This window comes from Streptomyces stoeckheimensis (assembly GCF_045822005.1).
Taxonomy (GTDB): domain Bacteria; phylum Actinomycetota; class Actinomycetes; order Streptomycetales; family Streptomycetaceae; genus Streptomyces; species Streptomyces stoeckheimensis.
The window spans coordinates 2864677-2888123 of record NZ_CP169550.1; the positions used below are offsets into that span (position 1 = coordinate 2864677).

Sequence of the window (23447 nt, forward strand, 5' to 3'; positions counted from 1 at the left end):
GGACACCTAACTGCATACCGGCCGCTTGAATCCGCGCGGGAGAGTCCCGGCACGCCGCAAGGCGGTGCCCGGGCGCCGAAGGAGCAAGTACCTCCCTTGAATCTCTCAGGCCCCGTACCGCGTGGATGAGGCAGATCTGAAAAGCGAGCCGCGCCACCGCCCGTGAGGGCTCCGGCGACGGTTCCACCCAAGGTGCAAGTCGATGGCCTTCCCCTGGAAGCGGGGAACTCTCGGCGAACCTCTCAGGTTCCGATGACAGATGGGGAGGAACTCCTCCTCGTCATGTCATGCCCTGGGACCCGGGAGCCACACCCATGAGCACTGCCCCCCGCCTGACCGCCCTCGATGCGCTGCACCGCTCGCTCGGTGCGACCATGACCGATTTCGCGGGCTGGGACATGCCCCTGCGGTACGCCAGCGAGCGCGACGAGCACAACGCCGTCCGCACCAAGGCCGGTCTGTTCGACCTCTCCCACATGGGCGAGATCACCCTGACCGGCCCGGAGGCCGTCAAGGTCCTGGACTACGCGCTGGTCGGCAACATCTCCACCGTCGGCGTCGGCCGCGCCCGCTACACGCACATCTGCCAGGAGGACGGCGGGATCCTCGACGACCTGATCGTCTACCGCCTGGGCGAGACCGAGTTCATGGTCGTCGCGAACGCCTCCAACGCCCAGGTCGTCCTGGACGCGATCACCGAGCGCGCCGCCGGCTTCGACGCCGAGGTCCGCGACGACCGCGACGCGTACGCGCTGCTCGCGGTGCAGGGTCCGGAGTCCCCCGGCATCCTCGCCTCCCTCACCGACGCCGACCTGGACGGGCTGAAGTACTACGCCGGCCTGCCCGGCACGGTCGCCGGGGTGCCCGCGCTGATCGCACGCACCGGCTACACCGGCGAGGACGGCTTCGAGCTGTTCGTCGCCCCCGAGCACGCCGTGGAGCTGTGGCAGGCCCTGACCAAGGCGGGCGAGGGCGTCGGCCTGGTCCCGGCCGGTCTGTCCTGCCGCGACACCCTGCGCCTGGAAGCGGGCATGCCGCTGTACGGGCACGAGCTGACCACCTCCCTCACCCCGTTCGACGCGGGTCTGGGCCGGGTCGTGAAGTTCGAGAAGGAGGGCGACTTCGTCGGCCGCGCCGCCCTGGAGGCCGCCGCCGAGCGCGCCGCCTCCAACCCGCCGCGCAAGCTGGTCGGCCTGATCGCCGAGGGCCGCCGCGTTCCGCGCGCGGGCTTCTCCGTGACCTTCGACGGCCAGGTCGTCGGCGAGGTCACCTCGGGCGCCCCGTCCCCGACGCTGGGCAAGCCGATCGCGATGGCCTATGTCGACGCGGCGCACGCCGCGCCCGGCACCTCCGGCGTCGGCGTGGACATTCGCGGTACGCATGAGGCGTACGAGGTCGTGGCCCTGCCGTTCTACAAGCGGCAGAAGTAGCCCCGTACCGCACCGCACCGCGCCGCTCATCGGCGCTCATCGGCGCGTCGCGCCGGTCAGCAGGACCACCGTTCGTATCCACTCCCCCGCATCCAGGAGAATCAGGTCATGAGCAACCCCCAGCAGCTGCGTTACAGCAAGGAGCACGAGTGGCTGTCGGTCGCCGAGGACGGCGTCTCGACGGTCGGCATCACGGAGTTCGCGGCCAACGCGCTCGGTGACGTCGTCTACGCCCAGCTCCCCGAGGTGGGCGACACGGTGACCGCGGGCGAGACCTGCGGCGAGCTGGAGTCGACCAAGTCGGTCAGCGACCTGTACTCCCCCGTCACCGGCGAGATCGTCGAGTTCAACCAGGACGTCGTCGACGACCCGGCGCTCGTGAACTCGGCTCCGTTCGAGGGTGGCTGGCTCTTCAAGGTGCGCGTCACGGAGGAGCCGGCCGACCTGCTCTCCGTCGACGAGTACGCCAAGCTCACCGCCGGCAACTGACCCAGGGAACCCTGATGTCTGTACTGAACACTCCCCTCCACGAGCTCGACCCGGACGTCGCCGCCGCCGTCGACGCCGAACTCGTGCGCCAGCAGTCCACCCTGGAAATGATCGCGTCGGAGAACTTCGCTCCGGTCGCCGTCATGGAGGCCCAGGGCTCGGTCCTGACCAACAAGTACGCCGAGGGCTACCCCGGCCGCCGCTACTACGGCGGCTGTGAGCACGTCGACGTGGTCGAGCAGATCGCGATCGACCGCATCAAGGCGCTCTTCGGCGCCGAGGCCGCGAACGTGCAGCCCCACTCGGGCGCGCAGGCCAACGCGGCCGCGATGTTCGCGCTGATCAAGCCGGGCGACACGATCATGGGCCTGAACCTGGCCCACGGCGGTCACCTGACCCACGGCATGAAGATCAACTTCTCCGGCAAGCTCTACAACGTGGTCCCGTACCACGTCGACGAGACCGGCGAGGTCGACATGGCCGAGGTCGAGCGCCTCGCCAAGGAGACCAAGCCGCAGCTGATCGTCGCGGGCTGGTCCGCCTACCCGCGCCAGCTGGACTTCGCCGCCTTCCGCCGCATCGCGGACGAGGTCGGCGCGTACCTGATGGTCGACATGGCGCACTTCGCCGGCCTGGTCGCCGCGGGTCTGCACCCGAACCCGGTCCCGCACGCCCACGTCGTCACCACCACCACGCACAAGACCCTCGGCGGTCCGCGCGGCGGTGTCATCCTGTCGACGCAGGAGCTGGCCAAGAAGATCAACTCCGCGGTCTTCCCGGGTCAGCAGGGCGGCCCGCTGGAGCACGTGATCGCGGCCAAGGCCGTCTCCTTCCTCGTCGCGGCCTCGCCCGAGTTCAAGGAGCGCCAGGAGCGCACCCTGGAGGGCGCGAAGATCCTCGCCGCCCGTCTGGTCCAGGACGACGTCAAGGCCGTGGGCGTGGACGTCCTCACCGGCGGCACCGACGTGCACCTGGTCCTGGTCGACCTGCGCAACTCCGAGCTGGACGGCCAGCAGGCCGAGGACCGCCTCCACGAGGTCGGCATCACGGTCAACCGCAACGCCATCCCGAACGACCCGCGGCCGCCGATGGTCACCTCGGGTCTGCGGATCGGTACGCCGGCGCTGGCCACCCGCGGTTTCGACGCCGAGGCCTTCGCCGAGGTCGCCGAGATCATCGCGCAGGCGCTGAAGCCCGCCTACGACGCCGAGGACCTCAAGGCGCGCGTCTCGGCGCTCGCCGCGAAGTTCCCGCTGTACCCGACGCTCTAGGCACCGGCTTGGGAGGGCCCGGTCTTGTTGTGCACAGGGCCGGGCCCCTTTCATGACCAAAGCCCCAGGCGGATGCGACCTCTTGCCGCTGATTCTTCCAATAAATGGCAAATAGGCTCCGAATAAGGAACGACCGCACCCCCTGGCAGGACGGACAGCACACCCCATGGACATGAGCGCAGCGAACAAGAAGGGACTCAGTCTCTTCGCCCTGATCATGATCGGGCTCGGCTCGATCTTCGGATCGGGCTGGCTCTTCGGGGCGGGCCAGGCGGCCGCCGTCGCAGGACCCGCGGCGATCATCGCCTGGGTCATCGGTGCCGTCTTCATCGGCATGATCGCCATGTCCTACGCGGAGGTGGGCGCCGCCTACCCGCTGCCCGGCTCGATGGCCCGCTTCGGCACCATCTCGCACGGGCCGGTGCTGGGCTTCATCACCGGCTGGGCGGTCTGGATCGCCATCGCGGCCCTGATCCCGATCGAGTCCATCGCCGGTACGCAGTACATGTCCTCCTGGAACTTCGGCTGGGCCAAGGGCCTGGTCGAGAACGGCGGGCTGACGACCTCCGGCATGGCGATGGCGCTGTTCCTGACCGTGGCGCTGTGGCTGGCCTGCTACTGGTCGGTCGCGCTGCTCGCCAAGGCGAACAACCTCCTCACCCTGGTCAAGTTCGCCATCCCGGTGCTCGCCGTGATCGCCCTGATCGCCTCCGGCTTCCACACCGGCAACTTCACCGACCACGGCGGCTTCGCGCCCAACGGCTGGTCGGCGGTCATGACCGCCGTCACCACCTCCGGCGTGGTCTTCGCCTTCAACGGCTTCCAGGCCGTCGTCAACCTCGGCGGCGCCGCCAAGAACCCCGGCCGCGCCATTCCGCTGGCCCTGGTCGGCGCGCTCTCCCTCGGCCTGGTCATCTACCTGGCCCTGCAGATCGCCTTCATCGGCGGTGTCCCGCCTACGAGGCTGGCCGAGGCCGGCGGCTGGAGCGGCATCAACTTCTCCTCGCCGTTCGCCGACCTCGCCAAGATGCTGATGCTGCACTGGGTCGTCACGATGCTCCAGTTCGGTGCCTTCATCTCCCCGTCCGGCGCCAACATCGGCAACGTCGCCTCGGCCTCGTACATGGCGCAGAACCTGGCGGACACCGGCTTCTTCCCGAAGAAGATCCGCGAGGTCCACCCGAAGTACGGCACCGCGCGTCCCGCGATGTGGCTGAACCTCGGCTTCTCGATCCTGCTGCTGGTCACCGTCGGCCACAGCTGGGAGGCCCTGGCCAGCGTGGTCTCCGCCGCGATGGTGGTCTCGTACCTCATCGGCCCGATCGCGGTCGGCGTCTTCCGCAGGACCAAGCCCGAGCTGCCCCGTCCCTTCCGCCTGCCGGCGGCCAGGATCCTGTGTCCGATCACCTTCGCCTTCGCCGCCTGCGCCCTGTACTGGTCCAAGTGGCCCGACACCGGCAAGGTGGTGCTGCTCACCCTGGTCGCCGCCCCGATCGCGGCCGTCGTGCTCAAGCGCAAGGGCGAGAAGAACCTGGCCAAGCAGTTCGCCCCGGCCTGGTGGATGATCGCCTTCCTGCTGTGGCTCGGCACCCTGTCGGCGCTCGGCAGCAAGGAATTCGGCGGCCACGGGATCATCCCGGGCGGCGTGGACATCGCCCTCGTGGGCCTCTCGGCCCTGGGCTTCTACTTCTGGGCCGTACGGTCCGGGGTCAAGGCCCACTACGCGGGCCTCCCGGGCCCCGACCCGGTCCTGGACGCCCCCGGGGCCGACAGCGGCGCCGCCGAGCAGTCCGACGCACCGGAGCGCGCACTGAGCCACGCCTGAGCGTCCCCCTCCCGACCCGTCCGGCGGCCGAGCTGTTCACCTCACCGCGTTAAGCTCGGCTGCCGGACAAAATCCGCAGATCATCCCCGATCAACCCGATCAGCCCCTCCTGCCCACGCTTCCCACCCACGAGCAGACATAGGAGTCCGCAACCGTGGCCATCTCCGTCTTCGATCTCTTCTCGATCGGCATCGGTCCCTCTTCCTCCCACACCGTCGGACCGATGCGCGCCGCGCGCATGTTCGTGACCCGGCTCAAGAAGGACGGCGTCCTCGCCCAGACCGCCTCGGTCCGGGCCGAGCTCTTCGGCTCGCTCGGGGCCACCGGGCACGGCCACGGCACCCCCAAGGCGGTGCTGCTGGGCCTGGAGGGCCACTCGCCCCGCACCGTGAACGTGGAGACCGCCGACGCCGAGGTCGAGCGCATCCGCCAGACGGGCCGCCTGCGCCTGCTCGGCACGGAAATAGGTGACGGCCACGAGATCGACTTCGACGAGCCGAACCAGCTGATCCTGCACCGCCGGCGCTCGCTCCCGTACCACGCGAACGGCATGACGCTCTTCGCGTACGACGAGGCGGGCACCCCGCTGCTGGAGAAGACCTACTACTCGGTCGGCGGCGGGTTCGTCGTGGACGAGGACGCGGTCGGCGAGGACCGGATCAAGCTCGACGACACCCCGCTGAAGTACCCCTTCCGCAGCGGTGACGAGATGCTCCGTCTCGCGAACGAGACCGGCCTGTCGATCTCCTCGATGATGCTGGAGAACGAGAAGGCCTGGCGCACCGAGGACGAGATCCGCGAGGGGCTGCTGGAGATCTGGCGCGTCATGCAGGCCTGCGTCGCGCGCGGCATGTCCCGCGAGGGCATCCTCCCCGGCGGCCTGCGGGTCAAGCGCCGGGCCGCCTCCACGGCGCGCCAGCTGCGCACCGAGGGTGACCCGATGATGCACCGCAGCGAGTGGGCGACCATCTACGCGATGGCGGTCAACGAGGAGAACGCGGCCGGCGGCCGGGTCGTCACCGCCCCGACGAACGGTGCGGCGGGCGTCCTCCCGGCGGTCCTGCACTACTACATGAACTTCGTGCCCGGCGCCGACGAGGACGGCGTGGTCCGCTTCCTCCTCGCCGCGGGAGCGATCGGCATGCTCTTCAAGGAGAACGCCTCGATCTCCGGCGCCGAGGTCGGCTGCCAGGGCGAGGTCGGCTCGGCCTGCTCGATGGCGGCCGGCGCGCTGGCCGAGGTGCTGGGCGGCACCCCGGAGCAGGTCGAGAACGCGGCCGAGATCGGCATGGAGCACAACCTCGGCCTGACCTGCGACCCGGTCGGCGGACTCGTGCAGATCCCCTGCATCGAGCGCAACGGCATGGCGGCGGTCAAGGCCGTCACCGCGGCCAAGATGGCGATGCGCGGCGACGGCAGCCACAAGGTCTCCCTCGACAAGGTCATCAAGACCATGAAGGAGACGGGCGCCGACATGAAGGTCAAGTACAAGGAGACCGCCCGCGGCGGCCTCGCGGTCAACGTCATCGAGTGCTGACCCGCACCGTCTGACCGATTCGGGCCCCGACGCTTGGCGTCGGGGCCTTCGTCGTTTCCCGTGCCGGGCAGGTGGGTGGGTTACGCCAGTAACTTCGTTCGAGATTGGGGGGTATATGAGGTTTGGCGGTGAGTTACTCACGCTTGAGGGGGAACAAGGCAGTCTGAGCTGGTTTCTTGATGATCACGTACGCCAGGGTGAGGGCACGACGTCGCGTCCACACCCCCGGCGGTCGGCCAACCGTCTTGGACCACAGCCGTTTTGCTTAACTGGAGGACTTGAAACATGGCAAGCACCCGCAGCATCCGCGTGATGGCGGCCGCCGCATCGCTCCCCCTCGCCTTCGCGCTCCTCTCGGGCGTCGCCCAGGCCGACAACGGGGCCGGTGCGGCCGGGACCGCGTCGAACGCGGCCCTCGCCGGCGTCCTCGGCAGCGGGGTGGGCGGCAGCAACACCGGCAACTCCTCCACCGCCCAGCAGGTCGCCTCGGGCTTCGGCGCCTCCAACCAGAACAACGGCGCCCAGGCCAACGGTTCGGGCTTCACCGCGATCGGCCAGTCCAACGCGCACGAGTCCTTCATCTACAACCCGCTCCCGTAGTTCCGGCCGGGGCCCGCCCCGGTCACGCCCTTCCGCCGGGCCCCGACCTCCCCCCGGAGGCCGGGGCTCGGTGCGTCGGGCCGGGGCTCGGTGCGTCGGGCGAAGTCGGGCCGAGCGGCCCGGCCGGACGGGACTTTTGGCCACGGGAAAGGGGCCCTGGGGTGGGCTAACTTGCCCGAGTGGGCTTTGTGGCGCGTGCGCCGGCGAGTGCCCACCCCGAGAGAGAGGCGCCCGCATGACCGGCACCGAACACCGCGTCCTCCCGCTGCGCCTGGAGACCGCGCCCGCGGCCGTCCCGGTGCGGGGCGTCTTCGTGTACCGCACCGAGCGGCCCTACGAGATCTCCCTCGACTTCGAGGGTGCCGGCATGCACCTCGCCCGCTGGGTCTTCTCCCGGGAACTGCTGCTCGACGGCCACGTCTGCGCCACCGGCGAGGGCGACATACAGGTGTGGCCGCGCTGGAAGGGCACCGAGCCGCGGGTCTTCTTCGCCTTCAGCAACGGCGAGCAGTCGTGCGTGGTGTCGGCCCGGGCCAAGGACGTACAGGCGCTGTGCCGCCGGATGACCGAGCTGGTGCCCCGCGGCCAGGAGCACCGGCACTACGACCTCGACGCCGAGCTGAACGCCCTCCTGCCCAGCTGACCGGGGCGAATCCGGCGGTACGCTGTGGGACCCGGCGGGACCCGGCAGAGCGGGTGATCCCGGTGCAACCACGACCGTACCGGGCGCGTCTTCACGGGTGACACCGTTCCCCGTCTCTCGGAATCGAGGGGACGCAATGAACCGTCCACGCCGCCGGCAGGCCACCGCACTGGGGTTGGGCGCACTGCTCGCCACCATGCTCGCCTTCGCCGCACCGGCTTCCGCCGCAGCCACCACGGCCGCATCCACCACCACAGCCACCCAGACTCCGCTCGTCGTCAATGCCCGCTGGGGCGGTCACTGCACGTACGACCGGGTGGTCATCGACCTTCAGGGGTACGTCCCCGGGGTCACCGTCACCCCCGTCACCAAGCTGGTCTACGACGGGTCGGGCAAGCCCGTCCCGCTGGCCGGGCGGTACTTCCTGGAGATCCGCCTGCACCCCGCCGCCGGACACGACGACGCGGGCAACAACGTCTACCGCGGGCCCAAGCTCCTCAAGATCTACCTGCCCAAGCTGAAGGGCATCGCCCTGACCGGCGACTACGAGGGGTACGTCACCTTCGGCGCCGCCTTCGACACCAAGCCCGCCTACACCTCCTTCAAGCTGCACGCCCCGGAGCGCTTCGTCCTGGACATCGCGCACCCGAACGTCTGCTGAGCACCCGCCGGCGGGAGGCCGGGCCGGCGCCTACCGGTGCTCGGGATTCGGGAAGTCGAAGCGGCGGCCCGCGTCCCACAGGGAGCGCCGGTTGCCGTGCGCCGGCATCCCGCCGGACCCCTTGAGCAGGGCGGCCAGGTGCGTCCGCACCTGCCTGCGAGATCGGCTCTGACGCCCGCCTGTGACGGAACCCCGCGACGACGCGATGTCAGTCCTCCGCGGCCAGGCGCCGCACCTCGGCCAGCGCCTCGTTCACCGCTGCCGGGATGTCCGTCACCGGAAAGCGCGCGTGCCGCACCGTGCCGTCACGGTCGACGACCAGCACGGTCCGCTTCAGTCGCAGCAGTTGTCCGGCACGAAAGGTGGGCAGGCGCAGGGCGGTGGCGAGGTGGAGGTCGACGTCGGAGAGGAGGGTGAAGGGGATGCCCTCCTGGCTCGCGAACACGCGCTGTTCGTCGGGGCGTTGGGTGCTGACGCCGCGCACCTCCGCACCCGCGGCGCGGAAGTCCTCGTAGGCGTCCCGGAAGAGCCGGTTCTCCAGCGTGCAGCCGACGGTGCCGGGGATGCGCGACCAGCCCTCCGGTAGGGGGCTGGGGCTCCCCGTCGCCGGATAGCAGAACAGGACGGTGGCCACGCTGTCGGCCACCGGGTCAACCGGCGCGCCGTCTCGGTGACCGGACAGCCGCAGGCGCGGCAGCCGCCGGCCCGTCAGGTCCGCGACGCGCCGTGCCTCCGCGCTCGTCTCGCCGGCGGTGCCGCTGAGAGAGCCGTCGCCGAGGAGCCAGCGGTCGGCCCAGTCCTGCATCGACAGCAGGACCGGCAGCAGCCCCCGGCCGCTCTCGGTCAGCCGGTACTCGTGCCGCGTCGGCCGCTCCTGGTACGGGACCTTCTCCAGCACTCCCGTCTCCACCAGGTGCGCCAGGCGCTCGGCGAGGACCTTCCGGGAGATGCCCAGCTCCTCCTGGAGCGCGTCGAACTTGTGGTGTCCTCGGGCGGCCTCCCGGATCAGGAGCAGGCTCCACCAGTCGCCGACCACCGCCGCGGCTTGCGCGATCGCGCAGGCGGCGTCCCGCTCGGGGATCGACCTCATCACTACGTCTCCACTTCTGCGCGCACGGCGGCCGTTCGCCGGGACCATCTTGCGCCATGGGGTCAGTTCCGGATAGAAACTCACCTGGAACGAGTGAGTTCCCAAAAGAGACTGACAAGACCCGGGGGTGGGCTCCGCATGAGCGGAACACAGGCGATCCAAGAGCACGACCGACGCGACGACGAAGGGGAGACCTCATCGCCGGGCGTCTTCTGGCGCTTCTGGGCCGCCGCCACGGTCAGCGGCGCAGGCACCGCCGTCACCGTCCTCGCCCTGCCGCTCGTCGCCCTCACCGTTCTGGACGCCACCGCTTTCCAGGTCGCCCTGCTCGCCGCCGCCGGGCAGGTCTCCTGGCTGCTGCTCAGCCTCCCGGCCGGCGTCCTCGCGCAGCGCGTGCCGCTGCGCCGACTCCAGGTCACGCTGGACCTCGTACGGTTCGCGGCGCTCGGATCGCTGCCGCTCGCCTGGTGGATCGGCACGCTCACGTATCCGCACCTGCTGTTCGCGGCGCTCGTCACCGGCTCGGCGACCGTGCTGTTCGACATCGGCAACTCGACCTTCCTGCCCGCCGTCGTCCCGGCCCGGCAGCTGGCCGCCCGCAACAGCGTCATGTCGGGCACGCACGCCGTCACCGACACCGGCGGCCCCTCCCTCGGCGGCGTCCTGATCGGTGCGACGGGCCCGGTCGGCGCGATCGTCGTGGACGCCGCCAGCTACCTGGCCTCCGCCGTGCTCTTGCGCACCCTCCCCGAGAGCCGCCCCGCACCCCGCACCGGCGAGAGCGCGCTGCGGCTGATGCGCGCGGGATGGCGGTACGTCACCAAGCACCCGGTCATGCGCCCCTGCATGATCTGGGCGACCGCCGCCAACTTCCTCAACGCGGCCCTCGTCACCCTCACCCCCCTCTACCTGGTCCGCGGAGCCGGCCTCGACTCCGTGCAGCTCGGTCTCGTCCTTGCCATGGACGGGGTCGGCGCGCTCGCCGGCGCCGCCGTCGCGGTCCGCGTGACCACACGCCTCGGCACCGCACGGGGCATCATCCTGGCCGATCTGACGGGCGGCGCGCTGCTCCTGCTCGCCCCGCTGACCACGTCGGCGGGGGACGCGTACTGGTTCGCCCTGGGCAACGCCGGCTTCGCCTTCGGCACCGTCATCGGCTCGATCACCACCCGCACCTACCGGCAGACGCAGTCGCCCCCGGAACTGCTGTCCCGCGTGATGGCCACGGTCCGTTTCGTCTCCTGGGGCGCGCTGCCCCTCGGCGCGCTCACCGCCGGCCTCCTCGCCACCCACTTCGGCGCCCGTACCGCGCTCTGGACCGTCTGCGCCGCCGCCCTCCTACCCCCGCTCTACCTCTTCTCCACCAAGGTGGGCCGCCACCGCGACCTCATCTGACGGCCTAGCTCAACGGTGCTCGGGGTTCTCGAAGTCGAACCGGCAGCCGGCGTCCCACTCGGAGCGCTGGTTTCCGTGGGCGGGGATGCCACCGGTGTCCTTGAGCATCCTCGCCAGGTGGAGCTGGTTCCAGGTCATGAAGGTCGTGTTGCGGTTCGTGAAGTCGTTGTCCGGCCCGCCGGAGCCGGGGTCGAGGTACGACGGGCCCGGGCCGGCCTCGCCGACCCAGCCCGCGTCCGCCTGCGGCGGAATGACGTATCCGAGGTGCTGGAGGCTGTACAGGACGTTCATCGCGCAGTGCTTGGCGCCGTCCTCGTTGCCGGTGATCAGGCAGCCGCCCACGCGGCCGTAGTAGGCGTACTGGCCGAGCTCGTTGAGGATCGACGAGCAGGCGTACAGGCGCTCGATCACCTTCTTCATGACCGAGGAGTTGTCACCCAGCCATACGGGCCCGGCCAGCGTGAGGATGTCCGCGGCCATGACCTTGGAGTAGATGACCGGCCACTCGTCGGTCTCCCAGCCGTGGTCCGTCATGTCCGGCCAGACGCCGGTCGCGATGTCGAGGTCCACTGCCCTGAGGACCTCGACCTGGACACCCTGGCGCTGCATGATGCCGGTGCTGATGTCGATCAGGCCCTGCGTGTGGCTCCGTTCCGGCGACCGCTTGAGGGTGCAGTTGATCACCACGGCACGCAGGTCGTCATGAGACATGGCCTTGTCAGTCATCGTCGTGCTCCTCCGGTAGCCACCCGCCCAGACTCACCGGCACACGGCAGGCCCGCCACCCGGCCGCACCCGTCCGGGTCGTCCGGGTGAAACAGCACGGCCGGAATAGTGCGGCGACGCGGGACAGCCCGCCTTCGGCGGTCACGGAGCTGTGGAACTCCCTTTTCAGCCCGGGGCATTGAGGCGGACGGCGACGGCGCCGACACGCGGCGTGACGCACAAGCGGAATCCGGTCACCGCTCGGCGCGATTGGGGCGGGTTGTTCCCGGTCCGTGCGGCCGACTAGGGTCAGCGGGCCTTGGTGTTCGGGAAACCGGTGGGAAACCGGTGCGGCCCTCGCCACTGTGATCGGGAAGTCCGGCTCCACTCCTGCGGGAAAGCCACTGGGCTGCGCGGGAGGTTCCGCGCTGCCCGGGAAGGCGGAGCATGGACGTCAACCCGTGAGCCAGGAGACCGGCCGGGGCGCGTTGTCCATCCACGAGGTGCTGGAGAGGTCTCCCTACTCATGCATATAGCCGAGGGGTTCCTGCCCCCTTTGCACGCGGTCGCCTGGGGCGCCGTGTCCGCCCCCTTCGTCGTCCACGGCGTCCGCTCGCTCACCCGCGAGGTGAAGGCCAACCCGGAGAGCACGCTGCTGCTCGGTGCGTCCGGGGCCTTCACCTTCGTCCTGTCCGCCCTGAAGATCCCTTCGGTGACGGGCAGTTGCTCGCACCCCACCGGCACCGGGCTCGGGGCGATCCTGTTCCGGCCGCCGATCATGGCGGTGCTCGGCACGATCACCCTGCTGTTCCAGGCCCTGCTGCTGGCGCACGGCGGGCTCACCACCCTCGGCGCCAACGTCTTCTCTATGGCCATCGCCGGCCCGTGGGCGGGCTACGCCGTCTACCGGCTCCTGCGGAAGTCCGGACTCCCGCTGATGGTGACCGTGTTCTTCGGCGCCTTCTTCGCCGATCTGGTCACCTACTGCGTCACCAGCGTGCAGCTCGCCCTGGCCTTCCCTGACCCGGCCTCCGGAATCGCGGGCTCGCTCGCGAAGTTCGGCGGGATCTTCGCGGTCACGCAGATCCCGCTGGCCGTGAGCGAGGGGCTGCTGACCGTCCTGGTGATGCGGCTGCTGATGGCGTCGAGCAAGTCGGACCTGGTCCGGCTGGGCGTCGCCAAGCTGACGGCCCCCCGTACCGGAGAGAAGGCGGCGGCCTGATGAACGGCATGTCCAAGAACGCGAAGATCAACACCCTGCTGCTGCTCCTGGTGGCGGCGCTGGCCGTCCTGCCGATCGCCCTGGGGCTGGGCGAGGGCAAGGAGGAGCCCTTCACCGGCGCCGACGCGCAGGCGGAGGCGGCGATCACCGAGCTGAAGCCGGACTACGAGCCCTGGTTCTCCCCGCTGTACGAGCCCCCCTCCGGCGAGGTCGAGTCCGCGCTGTTCGCCTTGCAGGCGGCGCTGGGCGCGGGCGTCCTCGCGTACTACTTCGGGGTCCGCAAGGGCCGCCGCCAGGGTGCGGCCGCCGCCGCGGCCGCTCCCGCCGCCGCACCGGAGGCGTAGCCGGGTGCTGCCGATCGACGTGGCCGCGCACGGCAGTCGCTGGCGCGGCCGGCACCCGCTGGAGAAGGCCCTGCTCGGGATCGGGCTGACGGTCACCGCCGTGTGCCTGCCGCCCTGGCCGGGCGGGCCGCTGGTGGCCGCCGCCACCCTCGCCGTGCTGCTCGGCCCGGCCGGGGTGGCTGGCCGGCAGCTCTGGCGGGCCTTCCGGATCCCGCTCGGCTTCTGCTTCACCGGGGCGCTGCCCCTGCTGTTCGCGGTCGGCGGCCCGGCGGGGCCGGTGTCCCTGGCCCCCGACGGCCCCCGGCTCGCCGCCGAACTGCTGCTGCGCACCTCGGCGGCCTCGCTCGGGCTGCTGCTGTTCGCCTTCACCACCCCGGTCTCCGACGTACTGCCCCGGCTGGTCCGGGCCGGGGTGCCGGCCCCCGTGGTGGACGTGGCCCTGGTCATGTACCGGATCGGCTTCCTGCTGCTCGACTCCATGGCCCAGGTCCGCCGGGCCCAGGCCGCCCGGCTCGGGCACACCGGCCGGGCGGCGCTGTGGCGTTCCCTGGCCGGACTGGCCGCCACCTCCTTCGTACGGGCCTTCGACCGCGCGGCCAAGCTCCAGGCGGGTCTGGCCGGACGCGGCTACGACGGCGCGCTGCGGGTCCTCGTACCGGAGGCGGCCCTGTCGTGGCGCTTCCTGACGGCCACCGCCGGCCTGCTGGCGGCCCTGATCACCCTGACCCTCACCCTGAAGGGGCTGTACTCGTGAACCCGTCACTGAACCCGGTGGTGGAACTGTCCGGCGCGGGCTACGCCTACGAGGACGGCCCGGCGGTCCTGACCGGCGTCGACTTCGCCATCGCGCCGGGCCGGGCGCTGGCCCTGCTGGGCCGCAACGGCAGCGGCAAGACCACGCTGATGCGGCTGCTGAGCGGCGGCCTGCGGCCCGGCGCGGGATCGCTGTGGCTGGACGGCACGGAGGTCTCGTACGACCGGGCCGGACTGACCCGGCTGCGCACGTCCGTCCAGCTGGTGGTGCAGGACCCCGACGACCAGCTGTTCGCGGCTTCGGTCGAACAGGACGTCTCCTTCGGCCCGATGAACCTGGGACTGTCCGCTCCGGAGGTCCGCGCCCGCGTGGACGCGGCCCTCGCCGCCCTGGACATCACCCGGCTCCGGGACCGCCCCACCCACCTGCTCTCCTACGGCCAGCGCAAGCGCGCGGCGATCGCGGGGGCGGTGGCGATGGCTCCGCGGGTGCTGATCCTGGACGAGCCGACGGCCGGCCTGGACCCGGACGGCCAGGAGCGGCTCCTCGACGTCCTCGCGGGACTGCGCGCCTCCGGCACGACGGTGGTCATGGCCACCCACGACGTGGACCTGGCGGTCCGCTGGGCCGACGACGCGGCGGTCCTCACCCCGGCGGGCATCCGCTTCGGTCCGGCGGAGGCCCTCCTCTCGGAGCCGGCCCTCCTGACCGAGGCGGGCCTGCGCCAGGCCTGGTCCCCGGCGGTGGCCGCGCTGTTGCGGGCCCACGGCCTGCTCGCTCCCGACGCCCCCGGCCCCCGCAACCCGGAGGCGCTGGCCGCCTGGCGGTAGCTCGCCGGAGGGGCTGGACGGCGAGGCCGGGACGGCCTGCCGGCCGGACGGGGACCGGGTCGCCGTCGCCACCGTCGAAAGGGCGGCTCGGACGAACCCGTGGCCCTCGCCCTGGAGAAGGGCATCGCGGTCCTCGATCTGCCGCAAACCTAGGATGGCCGCATGTCGCTCCCGCACGCCATCCTCACCGCCCTGCTCGAGAAGCCCTCGTCGGGGCTGGAGCTGACCCGGCGGTTCGACAAGTCGATCGGGTACTTCTGGTCCGCGACGCACCAGCAGATCTACCGCGAGCTCGGCCGGTTGGAGGAGTCGGGGCTGATCCGGGCGCTGCCCAGCGAGGGTCCCGCGCGCGGGCAGAAGAAGGAGTACGAGGTGCTGCCCGCCGGGAGCGGGGAGCTGGCGCGGTGGGTCGGGGAGCGTCAGGACCCCAAGGCGGTGCGGGATCCCCTGCTGCTGCGGATCCGGGCGGCCGCGGTGGTCGGACCGCAGGGGCTGGCCGCCGAGCTGCGGCGGCATCTGGAGCTGCACCGGGCCCAGTTGGCCGTGTACGAGGGCATCGAGGAGAAGGATTTCCCGGCCGGCCGGGACTCCGACGAGGACCGGCTGCGGCGTGTCGTGCTGCACGCGGGAACCGGGCTGGAGACCTTCTGGCTGCGCTGGCTGGAGGAGGCCCTCGCCGAGGTGGAGGGCATGACCGGCGGGCCGCGCCGGGCCTGACGCGCGCCCCCGGCCCGACAGGGGGCCAGGGGGCGGCGCGGATGCCTACTTGTTCAGGGAGGCCCAGAACTCGTCGAAGCTCAGCAGGCCGTCGTCGTTCGAGTCCTTGGCGGCGATCACGGCCTCCGCGACCGGACCGGTGACGAACGGGTCGCCCATCTCCGCCATCGCCGAACGGAACTCGTCGGCCGTGACGAAGCCGTCACCGTTCACGTCGAACTTGCCGAACGTCGTCCGTGCGCTCTCGATGTCCGCCACTGGGTCCACCCCTTCTTGCTTGGTGCTTGTTGACCGGCTCAGGGTAGCGGCACGCCCGGCCCCCTCACGCCCCGGGTCCCGTTCGAGCGGCAGATAGAAATTCAATTACCCTTCCGTAGTGCGGAAGCGATAATTCCAGCCAACAATTCAAGCCTCCACTTGTCACGCTCCGGGGCCACCGCATAACGTAGTGACATTGCCGCCACACCGGGAGCGCAGGGCTCCCAGGGACAAGCAGCAACAAGGGCGATCACACAGGTGACGATCACAGCTGACGCATCATTCGAAGTTCTGCCCTTCACCCGCACTTGCCACCACATCTGGGAAGACGGCGACCATGTGCTCATCGGAGTGAGTCCTGGCAACAGCTACTTCAGCTCCGAGCGCATATCCAGCCTCACCCGATGGGCCACGACCCGCTTCGCACAGGTCGACTTCGTCTACGCAGACCTCCACGTGGACGGGATGTTCGCCGCCTTCGGCTACACCCGGGAACACGCGGAGAAGCGTGCGACGAAGGAAATCAAGGCAGTCCGGCGAAGGATTCTCAAGGGCGTGGAGGAATCAGGACCTCCGAACGCCGAGATCCGAGTGAGGGCACTTTCGGAGTTCCAGACGAACCCCGTCTACCAACTTCTGCACCGACGCGTACTCCATTTCCTGGAGACCGACGACGAATTCCGCAAGGGCTGCGAGGAAATGGCCCTGCACTTTGTCGGCTCCAAGTTGCCGGAAGGTGAATCCATCACCGACGCACAGTTGCAGGTGTGTTTCGATTACATGGCGGCAGAGCTGCCGTTCTTCATCGACACCCCGAGCATTCTCGACGTGCCGTCCTCCGTGGCGGCCTACCACGTCAAGATGCCGATGACCGACGTCCTCTTTGCGCGCGGTGGGGGACTCCGCGCGACGAGGAACCAGGCATACGCCGTGGTGCGCCCCGAGGCGGCCGAAAGCGCGCAGAGCAACCCGAACCACCCGATCACGCACACGCACGCGCACACCGCACCAACCGAAGGGACCGTCGATGAGCGTCGAGCAGCTTGAGGCCCATTCCGATCAGAGAGGCGGAGAGACCACCGGGCCCCTCATCGACTTCCCCCTCTCGCGGCGCGGTGACGTGCTCCCCGAGGAGTGCACCTGGCTCCGCGAGAAGGCGCCGGTCGCGAAGGTCCGCACCCTCACCGGGGACCCGGCCTGGCTGGTGAGCAGCTACGCGCTGGCCAAGCAGGTGCTGGAGGACGAGCGCTTCAGCCTCAAGGACACGGCCAATGCCGGCGTCCCGCGCCAGTACGCACTGACGATCCCGCCCGAGGTCGTCAACAACATGGGCAACATCAACAGCGCCGGACTGCGCAACGCGGTCATGAAGGCGCTCAACCCGCGCCAGAAGGGCCTGCAGGACTGGCTGCGCGCGAAGGCCGGCGAGCTCATCGACCAGCTCCTCGCCGAAGGGGGGCCCGCCGACCTGCGGGCCGGGTTCGCCGACCCCTTCTCCGCGGCCATGCACTGCCAGGTGCTGGGCGTGCCGTTCGAGGACTGGCGGCGGCTGATGTCGGGGCTGGACGTCGCGTTCATGACCGCGCGCGAGCCGTTCGCCGACTCCGCGCTCAACTGGTACAAGGACGTCGGCTACTTCGAGGAGCAGCTGAAGGCGCAGCTGGCGCTGCCTGCCGAGGAGCGTACGGGGCTCCTCGGCAAGTTCGCCGAGCTGAAGGAGGCGGACCCGGAGTCGGCGCACCTGACCGACGACATGTTCGCCACCGTCGCCGTCTCGCTCTTCGGGGCCGGCGCCGTCTCCACCTCCGCGTTCCTGACCCTGGCGGTCCTGGCGCTGCTGCAGAAGCCCGAGCTCATCGGGTACCTGCGCAAGCACCCGGAGCGCATGGGCAAGGCCGTGGACGAGCTGCTCCGCTGGAACCTGTCCGTCGGCGACGGCCTGCCGCGCATCGCGTTGGCTGACATCCAGGTCGGGGACGTGCTGGTCAAGGAGGGCGAGCTGGTCCTCGTCCTGCTGGAGGGGGCCAACTTCGACCCGGAGGCCTTCGAGAACCCCGACGAGCTGGACCTGGAGCGCGAGAGCTCCAACGCCAACCTCGCCTTCGGCGCCGGCCGGCACTTCTGCCCGGCCTCCGCGCTGGGCCGGGCACACGCCGAGATCGCGCTGGAGGTGCTGGTCGAGCGGCTGCCCGAGCTGCGTCTCGCGGTGCCGGCGGAGAACCTCGTGTGGCGGACCGGCTTCATCAAGCGGCTTCCCGAGCGGCTCCCCGTCGCCTGGTGACGGTGAGCGCATGAGCGTGCCCCGGGAGCTGTGCGAGCCCCCGGGGCACTCCCACGTCCTGCCGGATTCCCGTCCCTACCGGAAGATGCCGGTGTGGCCGAGGGAGTAGCGGCCGGGCTGCGGGTAGACGGCGAGGCCGTGCGGTCCGCCGCCCACCGGGATCTTGGCGAGCTGCTTGCCGGTGGTGGTGTCGATGGCGTAGACCTCGGAGTTGTAGCGGCCCGAGAGCCACAGCACCTTGCCGTCGGCGGAGACCCCGCCCATGTCGGGGCTGCCGCCTTCGGGCAGCTCCCACTTCTTCGTCAGCTTGTTCTGAGTGAAGTCGAAGACGGAGACGGACCCTTCGCCCCGGTTGGAGACGTACATCTCCTTGGAGTCGCGGCTGACGTACAGGCCGTGGCAGCCCTTACCGGTGGGCAGCAGCTTGGGGGTCTCGAACTTGTCGCCGCCGAGCACCCACATGCCGTGCGCCATCATGTCCGCGACGTAGAAGGTCTTTCCGTCCGGGGAGACCTTGACGTCCTGCGGCATCGCGCCCTCGAACGGCAGTTTCTGCTGGCCGATGACCTCCATCTTCTCGGTGTCGACCTTGAGCAGTTCGCCGGAGAACTCGCAGCTCACGATGAAGTAGCGGCCGTCCGCGGAGAAGTCCGCGTGATTGACGCCGAAACAGGTCACCGGGACGGTTTTCACGCGGTCCATGGTGTGCGGATCGCGGAAGACCAGCTCCTTGTCCATCGAGGCCATGACCACCGCGTACTTGCCGTTGGGCGTGAAGTACAGGTTGTACGGGTCGTGCACCTCGACGGGCTTGCCGGCCTCGCCGGTGGCCGGGTTGATCGGGGTGAGCGTGTGGCCCCGGTTGTTGTTGACCCAGAGGGTCTTCATGTCCCAGGAGGGGACCACGTGCTGGGGCTGGATGCCGACGGGGATGGTGTCGATGACCTTGTACGTCACCGGGTCGATGACGGACACCGTGTTGGAGGAGGTGTTCGGCACGTAGACCCGGGACGGGAAGTCCTTGACCACCGGGGAGAGTTTGTTCGGCCGGTCGGCCGCGTACACGTCGTTCGGATCGAGGAGCGGCGGCATTCCGGCCAGGCCCGGCGGCACGGCCGGCACGGCCGGTACGGCCTTGGCGGGCGCGGCGGGCCCCTTCGTGCCGAGGGCTTCGGCGGGTCCCTTGTCGGCCGCTCCGCAGCCGGCGAGGGCGGCGAGGACCAGACCGGCCAGCAACACGGTGGCCTTCCGGGGAAGGCGGGTGGTCGTCATGGGGTCAGCAGCTCCGTGGTGGTCACCGCGCGCAGTTTGCGGCGTGCGAGTTCTTCGAGGAGGGGTGGCATCGCGTCGACCGTGTCCGCGTAGCCGAAGTGCAGGCTCACCACCGATCCGCCTTGGATCGGGCCGATGACGGTGCGGACGACGGCCGCGGCACCGGGCGAGGTGAAGTCGAGGGAGTCCACGTCGTACGAGAGGACGTGCGGGTAGCCCGCCCGCTGGGCCAGTTTTCGTACCAGCGGGGTGGCGTACTGGGTCTGGGACGGGCGGAACCAGGTGCCGATGGATCCGGTCAGCCGTTTGAGCCGGTCGGCGCAGCCGGTGATCTCGGCGTACGCCTGCTCCTCGGGCAGGGTGTTGATCGCGAGGTGGCGCTGGGTGTGGTTGCCGAGCTCGTGGCCGCCGTCCAGGATCCGGCGGGCCATCTCCGGGTGGGCGTCGAGCCAGGCGCCGATGGCCAGGACGGTGACCCGCGCGCCCGCCCGCTCCGCCTCGGCGAGCACCGCCTTGGCGACGGCGGGGTCGCCGTTGCCGTGGAAGGTGAGCGCGACCCCGGGCCGGCCGCGGGGACCGTGCCCGATCTCCACGGGCTGACCGGCGAACCGGCGCGGGGCGGGGGCCGCCTTGGCCGGAGCCGCCTTGGCCGGGGCCGCCGGTTTGTCCGGGGCGGCCTTCGCCGGGGCCGCGGGGCCCGCGGGGGTACAGGCGGCGGCGAGGGCGCCGGCGGCGACCGCCGCGCCGGCACGGAGGGCGGATCGGCGGTCCGGGTAGCAGAGCACCCGCCCATTTAAGGGGTGGATGCCCGCCTAGGTCTTGATTGACCCCATTCGGGACCATCGGCCGAACCGGCAGCACATGGCGACTGTCCGCTATGTGATCAACGATTCACTCACAGCGGTCGATACTTATTCAATGATTACGAGGCTCGTGGCCCATCTCACCTAAGATTTAGGTAGAAAGTCTTAGGGTATACACACTTATGTCCAACTTGGGACTTTTGGCATTTGGTCCCTCGTCTGCCATAGTCGGAATCACGGCTTCCCGTTGACCCGAGCGAAGTCCTTGCCGAGGATCACACCCCCTTCGATCCTCGGCACACCCATGAAACCCCCGCAGCGCCCCACAACGGCGACAGGGGGTTTCTGGCGTTTCAGCGGTCGGCCACCCGCATCTCGAACCAGGTGATCTTTCCGCGCGGCAGCAGGTCCGCGCCCCAGCGGTCCGAGAGCTTGTCGACGAGGAAGAGCCCCCGCCCGGTGGTGTCCATCTCGTGCACCGGCATCAGGCAGGGCAGCCCGCGCGAGGGATCGCGCACCTCCACGCGGATCCAGCCGCGCCGCCTGAGCATCCGTAAACCGAAGGACCGGGCCCCCGTGTGCCGGACGGCGTTGCCCACGAGCTCCGAGACCAGCAGGACCGTGTGCTCGGCGATCTGGGGCGAGAGCCCCCACAGGCGTACGACCACGCACTGCGTGAGCCGGCGGGCGGTGCCGGCCGACTCGGGCATCGAGGGCAGCGTCACTTCCGCCTCGGCCGGATTCCCGTACAACTCCAGTGCTTTGAGGCCCAGTTCGTCCTCCAGGGCCGCCGTGAGCCGTACGGCGGAAGCGCTATTGCGCTGCCGCGGCTGTTCCACACCCTCCAGACCCGCCATGCACCCATCATGGAGGGCCGGTACGGCCGTTCGGGCCGTTCCGCAGGAAAAGACCCCCCGGGATCGTGGATTCCGAGGGGCCGCCCTGGCATATGCAACTGGCAACAAGGAGGTCGTCACACCCCCCTGACCTGCGGTGACGCACCGCACAACAATGGTCACCCAGAGTGGATCAACGATTCGCCTTAAGGCTGCCTTAAGGCCTGGCTAATCCACCCACAGGGATGACCTACAAGAACTTCGCCTTGCCCGGCCCCTCCTCGACGAAGCTGCGCATCCCGCGCTCGCGGTCCTCGGTGGCGAACAGGCCCGCGAACCAGCCCCGTTCGATCGTCAGCCCGGTGTCGATGTCGGTCTCCAGCCCCGCGTCCACGCACTCCTTGGCCGCGCGCAGCGCCAGGGCCGGGCCCTGCGCCAGCTTGGCGGCCCACGCGTACGCCTGCTCGTAGACCTCGGCGGCCGGGACGACGCGGTCCACGAGGCCGAGGGTCAGCGCCTCGTCGGCCTTGACCATGCGGCCGGTGAAGATGAGGTCCTTGGCCTTGGAGGGGCCGATCAGCCGGGACAGCCGCTGGGTGCCGCCCGCGCCGGGGATCAGGCCGAGCAGGATCTCGGGCTGGCCGAGCTTCGCGTTGTCGGCGGCGATCCGGTAGTCCGCGCACAGGGCCAGCTCACAGCCGCCGCCCAGGGCGTAGCCGGTGACGGCCGCTACCACGGGCTTGGGGATCCGGGCCACGGCGGTGAAGGCGTCCTGCAGTCCGCGGGACCGGGCGACCATGGCCGCGTGGTCCATCGTCTGCATCTCCTTGATGTCCGCGCCGGCCGCGAACACCTTCTCGCCGCCGTAGATGACGACCGTACGGACGTCGGCCCGGTCGGTCGCCTCGACGGCGAGCTCGCGCAGCCGGTCCTGGGTGGCGATGTCCAGGGCGTTCATGGGCGGCCGGTCCAGCCGGATAACGCCGACGCCTTCGGAGACTTCGAGAGAGATGGTCATACGAGGAAGGTTAGCGGCGGTTAACGCGAAGTGGCCCGGTGCTGTGGGTCACAGCACCGGGCCACCCGCTCACCGCCCCCGATGAACTACGGACGCGGCGGGATTACTTGATCCACTCCGCCCAGTCCATGTTCCAGCCGTTGAGGCCGTTGTCCGGGGCGATCTGCTTGTCCTTGGAGTTCTTCACGATCACCACGTCACCGATCAGCGACTCGTTGAAGAACCAGGCCGCCGGAACGTCACCGCTGCCGCCGCCGCGCACGTCGCGCAGGCCGACACAGCCGTGGCTGACGTTCGACGAGCCGAAGGTGCCGGAGGAGGCCCAGTAGTTGCCGTGGACGAAGGTGCCCGAGTTCGACAGCCGCATCGCGTGCGGGACGTCCGGGATGTCGTACTCGCCGCCGAAGCCGACCGTCGCACCGTTCATCCGCGTGACCTTGTACTTCTCGCTGATGACCATCTGCCCGTTGTACGTGGTCGTCGACGGGGCGCCCGCGGTGATGGGGATGTTCTTGAGCACCTGGCCGTCGCGAACCACCTGCATCTGCTTGCTGTTCGCGTCGACCGTGGAGACCTGCGAGCGGCCGATGTTGAAGGTGAAGGTACGGGTCTGCTTGCCGTAGACCCCCGGGCGGCCCTCGACTCCGTCGAGCGCGAGCCTCACCGTGACCTTGGTGCCCGCGGCCCAGTACTTCTCGGGGCGGAAGTCCAGGCGGTCGTTGCCGAACCAGTGGCCCTCGACCGGGACGGCGGGCTCGGCCGTCACCGTGATGGCCTTCTCGACGGCCTCGGGGTTGGTGATGCCGCGGGAGAAGTTGATCGAGACCGGCATGCCCACGCCGACCGTCGACCCGTCTTCGGGCGTGTACTGGCCGATGAAGGTGTTGGCGGGCGTGAGCGTGGTGAAGGTGGTGTCCTTCGCGGACTCGCGGCCGGCCTCGTCCTTGGCCACCGCGTGCACCTTGTACTCGGTGGCGGAGGCGAGGTTGCGGACGGGCTCCCAGCTCGCGCCGTCCTCGGCGAGCTTGCCCTCCACCGCGTTGCCCTTGGTGTCGGCGACCGTCACCGTGGTGAGCTTGCCGCCGGTGCTGGTTATCTTGAGGATGCCGCTCGTCGCGACCTCCTTGGCCCCGTCGTCCGGCTTGACGCTCACGACGGCCTTCGACGCCTCGGTACCGGTCGTGCCGGTACCTCCGTCTCCGCCACCGCTCCCGCCGGCGCCGCCCCCGTTGCCTCCACCGCTGCACGCGCTGGTGAACAGCAGGGCCGCGCCCAGCAGGAGGGCCGGCAGGCCGGTGCGGGCGCGGCCGCGTATCGGCTGCAGGTTCACGATCGTTCTCCCCATGTCCCCCGCGCGCGGACAGTCGCGCGCTTATCGCCAGGAAATCACATGGGGGATCACGAGACAGTACGGTCGTGTCACCGTTCCGTCCCAAGAGTGGCCCGCGCGCCGGGAGTCGGCCCCG

General features: G+C 70.2%; 24 protein-coding genes and 2 riboswitches. Of the genes, 16 read left to right on the forward strand and 8 right to left on the reverse strand.

What is annotated here, in order from left to right:
- Positions 1-26 precede the first annotated feature (26 nt).
- Positions 27-130, forward strand: a riboswitch (glycine riboswitch).
- Positions 131-314: 184 nt separating this feature from the next.
- From gcvT to ACE1OC_RS12845, 8 genes are all read left to right on the forward strand, one after another.
- Positions 315-1430, forward strand: a complete 1116-nt coding sequence (gene gcvT / locus ACE1OC_RS12810; protein ID WP_250746302.1) for a glycine cleavage system aminomethyltransferase GcvT — start codon at positions 315-317, stop codon at positions 1428-1430.
- Positions 1431-1538: 108 nt separating this feature from the next.
- Complete coding sequence (gene gcvH / locus ACE1OC_RS12815) at positions 1539-1919, forward strand: glycine cleavage system protein GcvH (protein ID WP_407837121.1); 381 nt, start codon at positions 1539-1541, stop codon at positions 1917-1919.
- A gap of 14 nt (positions 1920-1933) precedes the next feature.
- Complete coding sequence (glyA, locus tag ACE1OC_RS12820) at positions 1934-3190, forward strand: serine hydroxymethyltransferase (protein WP_407837122.1); 1257 nt, start codon at positions 1934-1936, stop codon at positions 3188-3190.
- Positions 3191-3362: 172 nt separating this feature from the next.
- Positions 3363-5015: an APC family permease gene (locus ACE1OC_RS12825; protein WP_407837123.1), complete on the forward strand. Its 1653-nt coding sequence runs from the start codon at positions 3363-3365 to the stop codon at positions 5013-5015.
- Positions 5016-5169: 154 nt separating this feature from the next.
- Positions 5170-6552, forward strand: a complete 1383-nt coding sequence (locus tag ACE1OC_RS12830; protein ID WP_274549670.1) for an L-serine ammonia-lyase — start codon at positions 5170-5172, stop codon at positions 6550-6552.
- 285 nt (positions 6553-6837) lie between these two features.
- Positions 6838-7152, forward strand: a complete 315-nt coding sequence (locus ACE1OC_RS12835; protein ID WP_250746332.1) for a hypothetical protein — start codon at positions 6838-6840, stop codon at positions 7150-7152.
- Positions 7153-7387: 235 nt separating this feature from the next.
- Positions 7388-7795, forward strand: a complete 408-nt coding sequence (locus ACE1OC_RS12840) for an SsgA family sporulation/cell division regulator (RefSeq protein WP_407837124.1) — start codon at positions 7388-7390, stop codon at positions 7793-7795.
- Between the two features lie 196 nt (positions 7796-7991).
- Positions 7992-8456, forward strand: a complete 465-nt coding sequence (locus ACE1OC_RS12845; RefSeq protein WP_420497899.1) for an AMIN-like domain-containing (lipo)protein — start codon at positions 7992-7994, stop codon at positions 8454-8456.
- 208 nt (positions 8457-8664) lie between these two features.
- Here the strand turns inward: ACE1OC_RS12845 and ACE1OC_RS12850 are convergent, their stop codons facing one another.
- On the reverse strand, positions 8665-9546 hold the full coding sequence (locus tag ACE1OC_RS12850; RefSeq protein WP_407837126.1) for a winged helix-turn-helix transcriptional regulator: 882 nt from the start codon (positions 9544-9546) through the stop codon (positions 8665-8667).
- A 138-nt stretch (positions 9547-9684) separates the two neighbouring features.
- On the opposite strand from ACE1OC_RS12850, the gene ACE1OC_RS12855 reads away from it, so the two are divergent.
- Positions 9685-10941: an MFS transporter gene (locus ACE1OC_RS12855; RefSeq protein WP_407837127.1), complete on the forward strand. Its 1257-nt coding sequence runs from the start codon at positions 9685-9687 to the stop codon at positions 10939-10941.
- 9 nt (positions 10942-10950) lie between these two features.
- Here the strand turns inward: ACE1OC_RS12855 and ACE1OC_RS12860 are convergent, their stop codons facing one another.
- Positions 10951-11667, reverse strand: a complete 717-nt coding sequence (locus ACE1OC_RS12860) for a flavodoxin family protein (RefSeq protein WP_407837128.1) — start codon at positions 11665-11667, stop codon at positions 10951-10953.
- A 282-nt stretch (positions 11668-11949) separates the two neighbouring features.
- Positions 11950-12144: riboswitch (cobalamin riboswitch) on the forward strand.
- Between the two features lie 28 nt (positions 12145-12172).
- Between ACE1OC_RS12860 and ACE1OC_RS12865 the strand changes: the two genes are divergently transcribed.
- From ACE1OC_RS12865 to ACE1OC_RS12885, 5 genes are all read left to right on the forward strand, one after another.
- On the forward strand, positions 12173-12868 hold the full coding sequence (locus ACE1OC_RS12865) for an energy-coupling factor ABC transporter permease (RefSeq protein ID WP_407837129.1): 696 nt from the start codon (positions 12173-12175) through the stop codon (positions 12866-12868).
- A gap of 8 nt (positions 12869-12876) precedes the next feature.
- Positions 12877-13212, forward strand: a complete 336-nt coding sequence (locus tag ACE1OC_RS12870; protein WP_407841544.1) for an energy-coupling factor ABC transporter substrate-binding protein — start codon at positions 12877-12879, stop codon at positions 13210-13212.
- A gap of 4 nt (positions 13213-13216) precedes the next feature.
- Positions 13217-13966 carry a cobalt ECF transporter T component CbiQ gene (gene cbiQ / locus ACE1OC_RS12875; RefSeq protein WP_407837130.1) on the forward strand — a complete coding sequence of 250 codons (750 nt, stop codon included), beginning with the start codon at positions 13217-13219 and terminating at the stop codon, positions 13964-13966.
- Complete coding sequence (locus ACE1OC_RS12880) at positions 13963-14796, forward strand: energy-coupling factor ABC transporter ATP-binding protein (RefSeq protein ID WP_407837131.1); 834 nt, start codon at positions 13963-13965, stop codon at positions 14794-14796. Before cbiQ ends, ACE1OC_RS12880 begins: the two co-directional genes overlap by 4 nt.
- A 162-nt stretch (positions 14797-14958) precedes the next feature.
- A complete protein-coding gene (locus ACE1OC_RS12885) occupies positions 14959-15513 on the forward strand; it encodes a PadR family transcriptional regulator (protein ID WP_407837132.1) in 555 nt (184 codons plus the stop codon).
- Between the two features lie 45 nt (positions 15514-15558).
- Here the strand turns inward: ACE1OC_RS12885 and ACE1OC_RS12890 are convergent, their stop codons facing one another.
- A complete protein-coding gene (locus ACE1OC_RS12890; RefSeq protein WP_243336380.1) occupies positions 15559-15771 on the reverse strand; it encodes an EF-hand domain-containing protein in 213 nt (70 codons plus the stop codon).
- Between the two features lie 258 nt (positions 15772-16029).
- Here ACE1OC_RS12890 and ACE1OC_RS12895 point away from each other — a divergent pair, with 258 nt between their 5' ends.
- Complete coding sequence (locus ACE1OC_RS12895; RefSeq protein WP_407837133.1) at positions 16030-16818, forward strand: tRNA-dependent cyclodipeptide synthase; 789 nt, start codon at positions 16030-16032, stop codon at positions 16816-16818.
- Positions 16799-18052, forward strand: a complete 1254-nt coding sequence (locus tag ACE1OC_RS12900) for a cytochrome P450 (RefSeq protein WP_407837134.1) — start codon at positions 16799-16801, stop codon at positions 18050-18052. The genes ACE1OC_RS12895 and ACE1OC_RS12900 overlap by 20 nt, the downstream gene beginning before the upstream one ends.
- 75 nt (positions 18053-18127) lie before the next feature.
- Here the strand turns inward: ACE1OC_RS12900 and ACE1OC_RS12905 are convergent, their stop codons facing one another.
- The 5 genes from ACE1OC_RS12905 to ACE1OC_RS12925 form a co-directional block, all read right to left on the reverse strand.
- Positions 18128-19324, reverse strand: a complete 1197-nt coding sequence (locus ACE1OC_RS12905; RefSeq protein ID WP_407837135.1) for a YncE family protein — start codon at positions 19322-19324, stop codon at positions 18128-18130.
- Positions 19321-20109, reverse strand: a complete 789-nt coding sequence (locus tag ACE1OC_RS12910) for a polysaccharide deacetylase family protein (RefSeq protein WP_407837136.1) — start codon at positions 20107-20109, stop codon at positions 19321-19323. The genes ACE1OC_RS12905 and ACE1OC_RS12910 overlap by 4 nt, the downstream gene beginning before the upstream one ends.
- 371 nt (positions 20110-20480) lie before the next feature.
- Positions 20481-20984 (reverse strand): ATP-binding protein, encoded by a 504-nt coding sequence (locus tag ACE1OC_RS12915; protein ID WP_407837137.1) that lies wholly within the window; start codon positions 20982-20984, stop codon positions 20481-20483.
- A 229-nt stretch (positions 20985-21213) separates the two neighbouring features.
- Positions 21214-21981, reverse strand: coding sequence for an enoyl-CoA hydratase/isomerase family protein (locus tag ACE1OC_RS12920; protein WP_266904282.1), 768 nt, complete (start codon positions 21979-21981; stop codon positions 21214-21216).
- 103 nt (positions 21982-22084) lie between these two features.
- Positions 22085-23311, reverse strand: coding sequence for a L,D-transpeptidase (locus tag ACE1OC_RS12925; RefSeq protein ID WP_407837138.1), 1227 nt, complete (start codon positions 23309-23311; stop codon positions 22085-22087).
- Between the last annotated feature and the right edge of the window lie 136 nt (positions 23312-23447).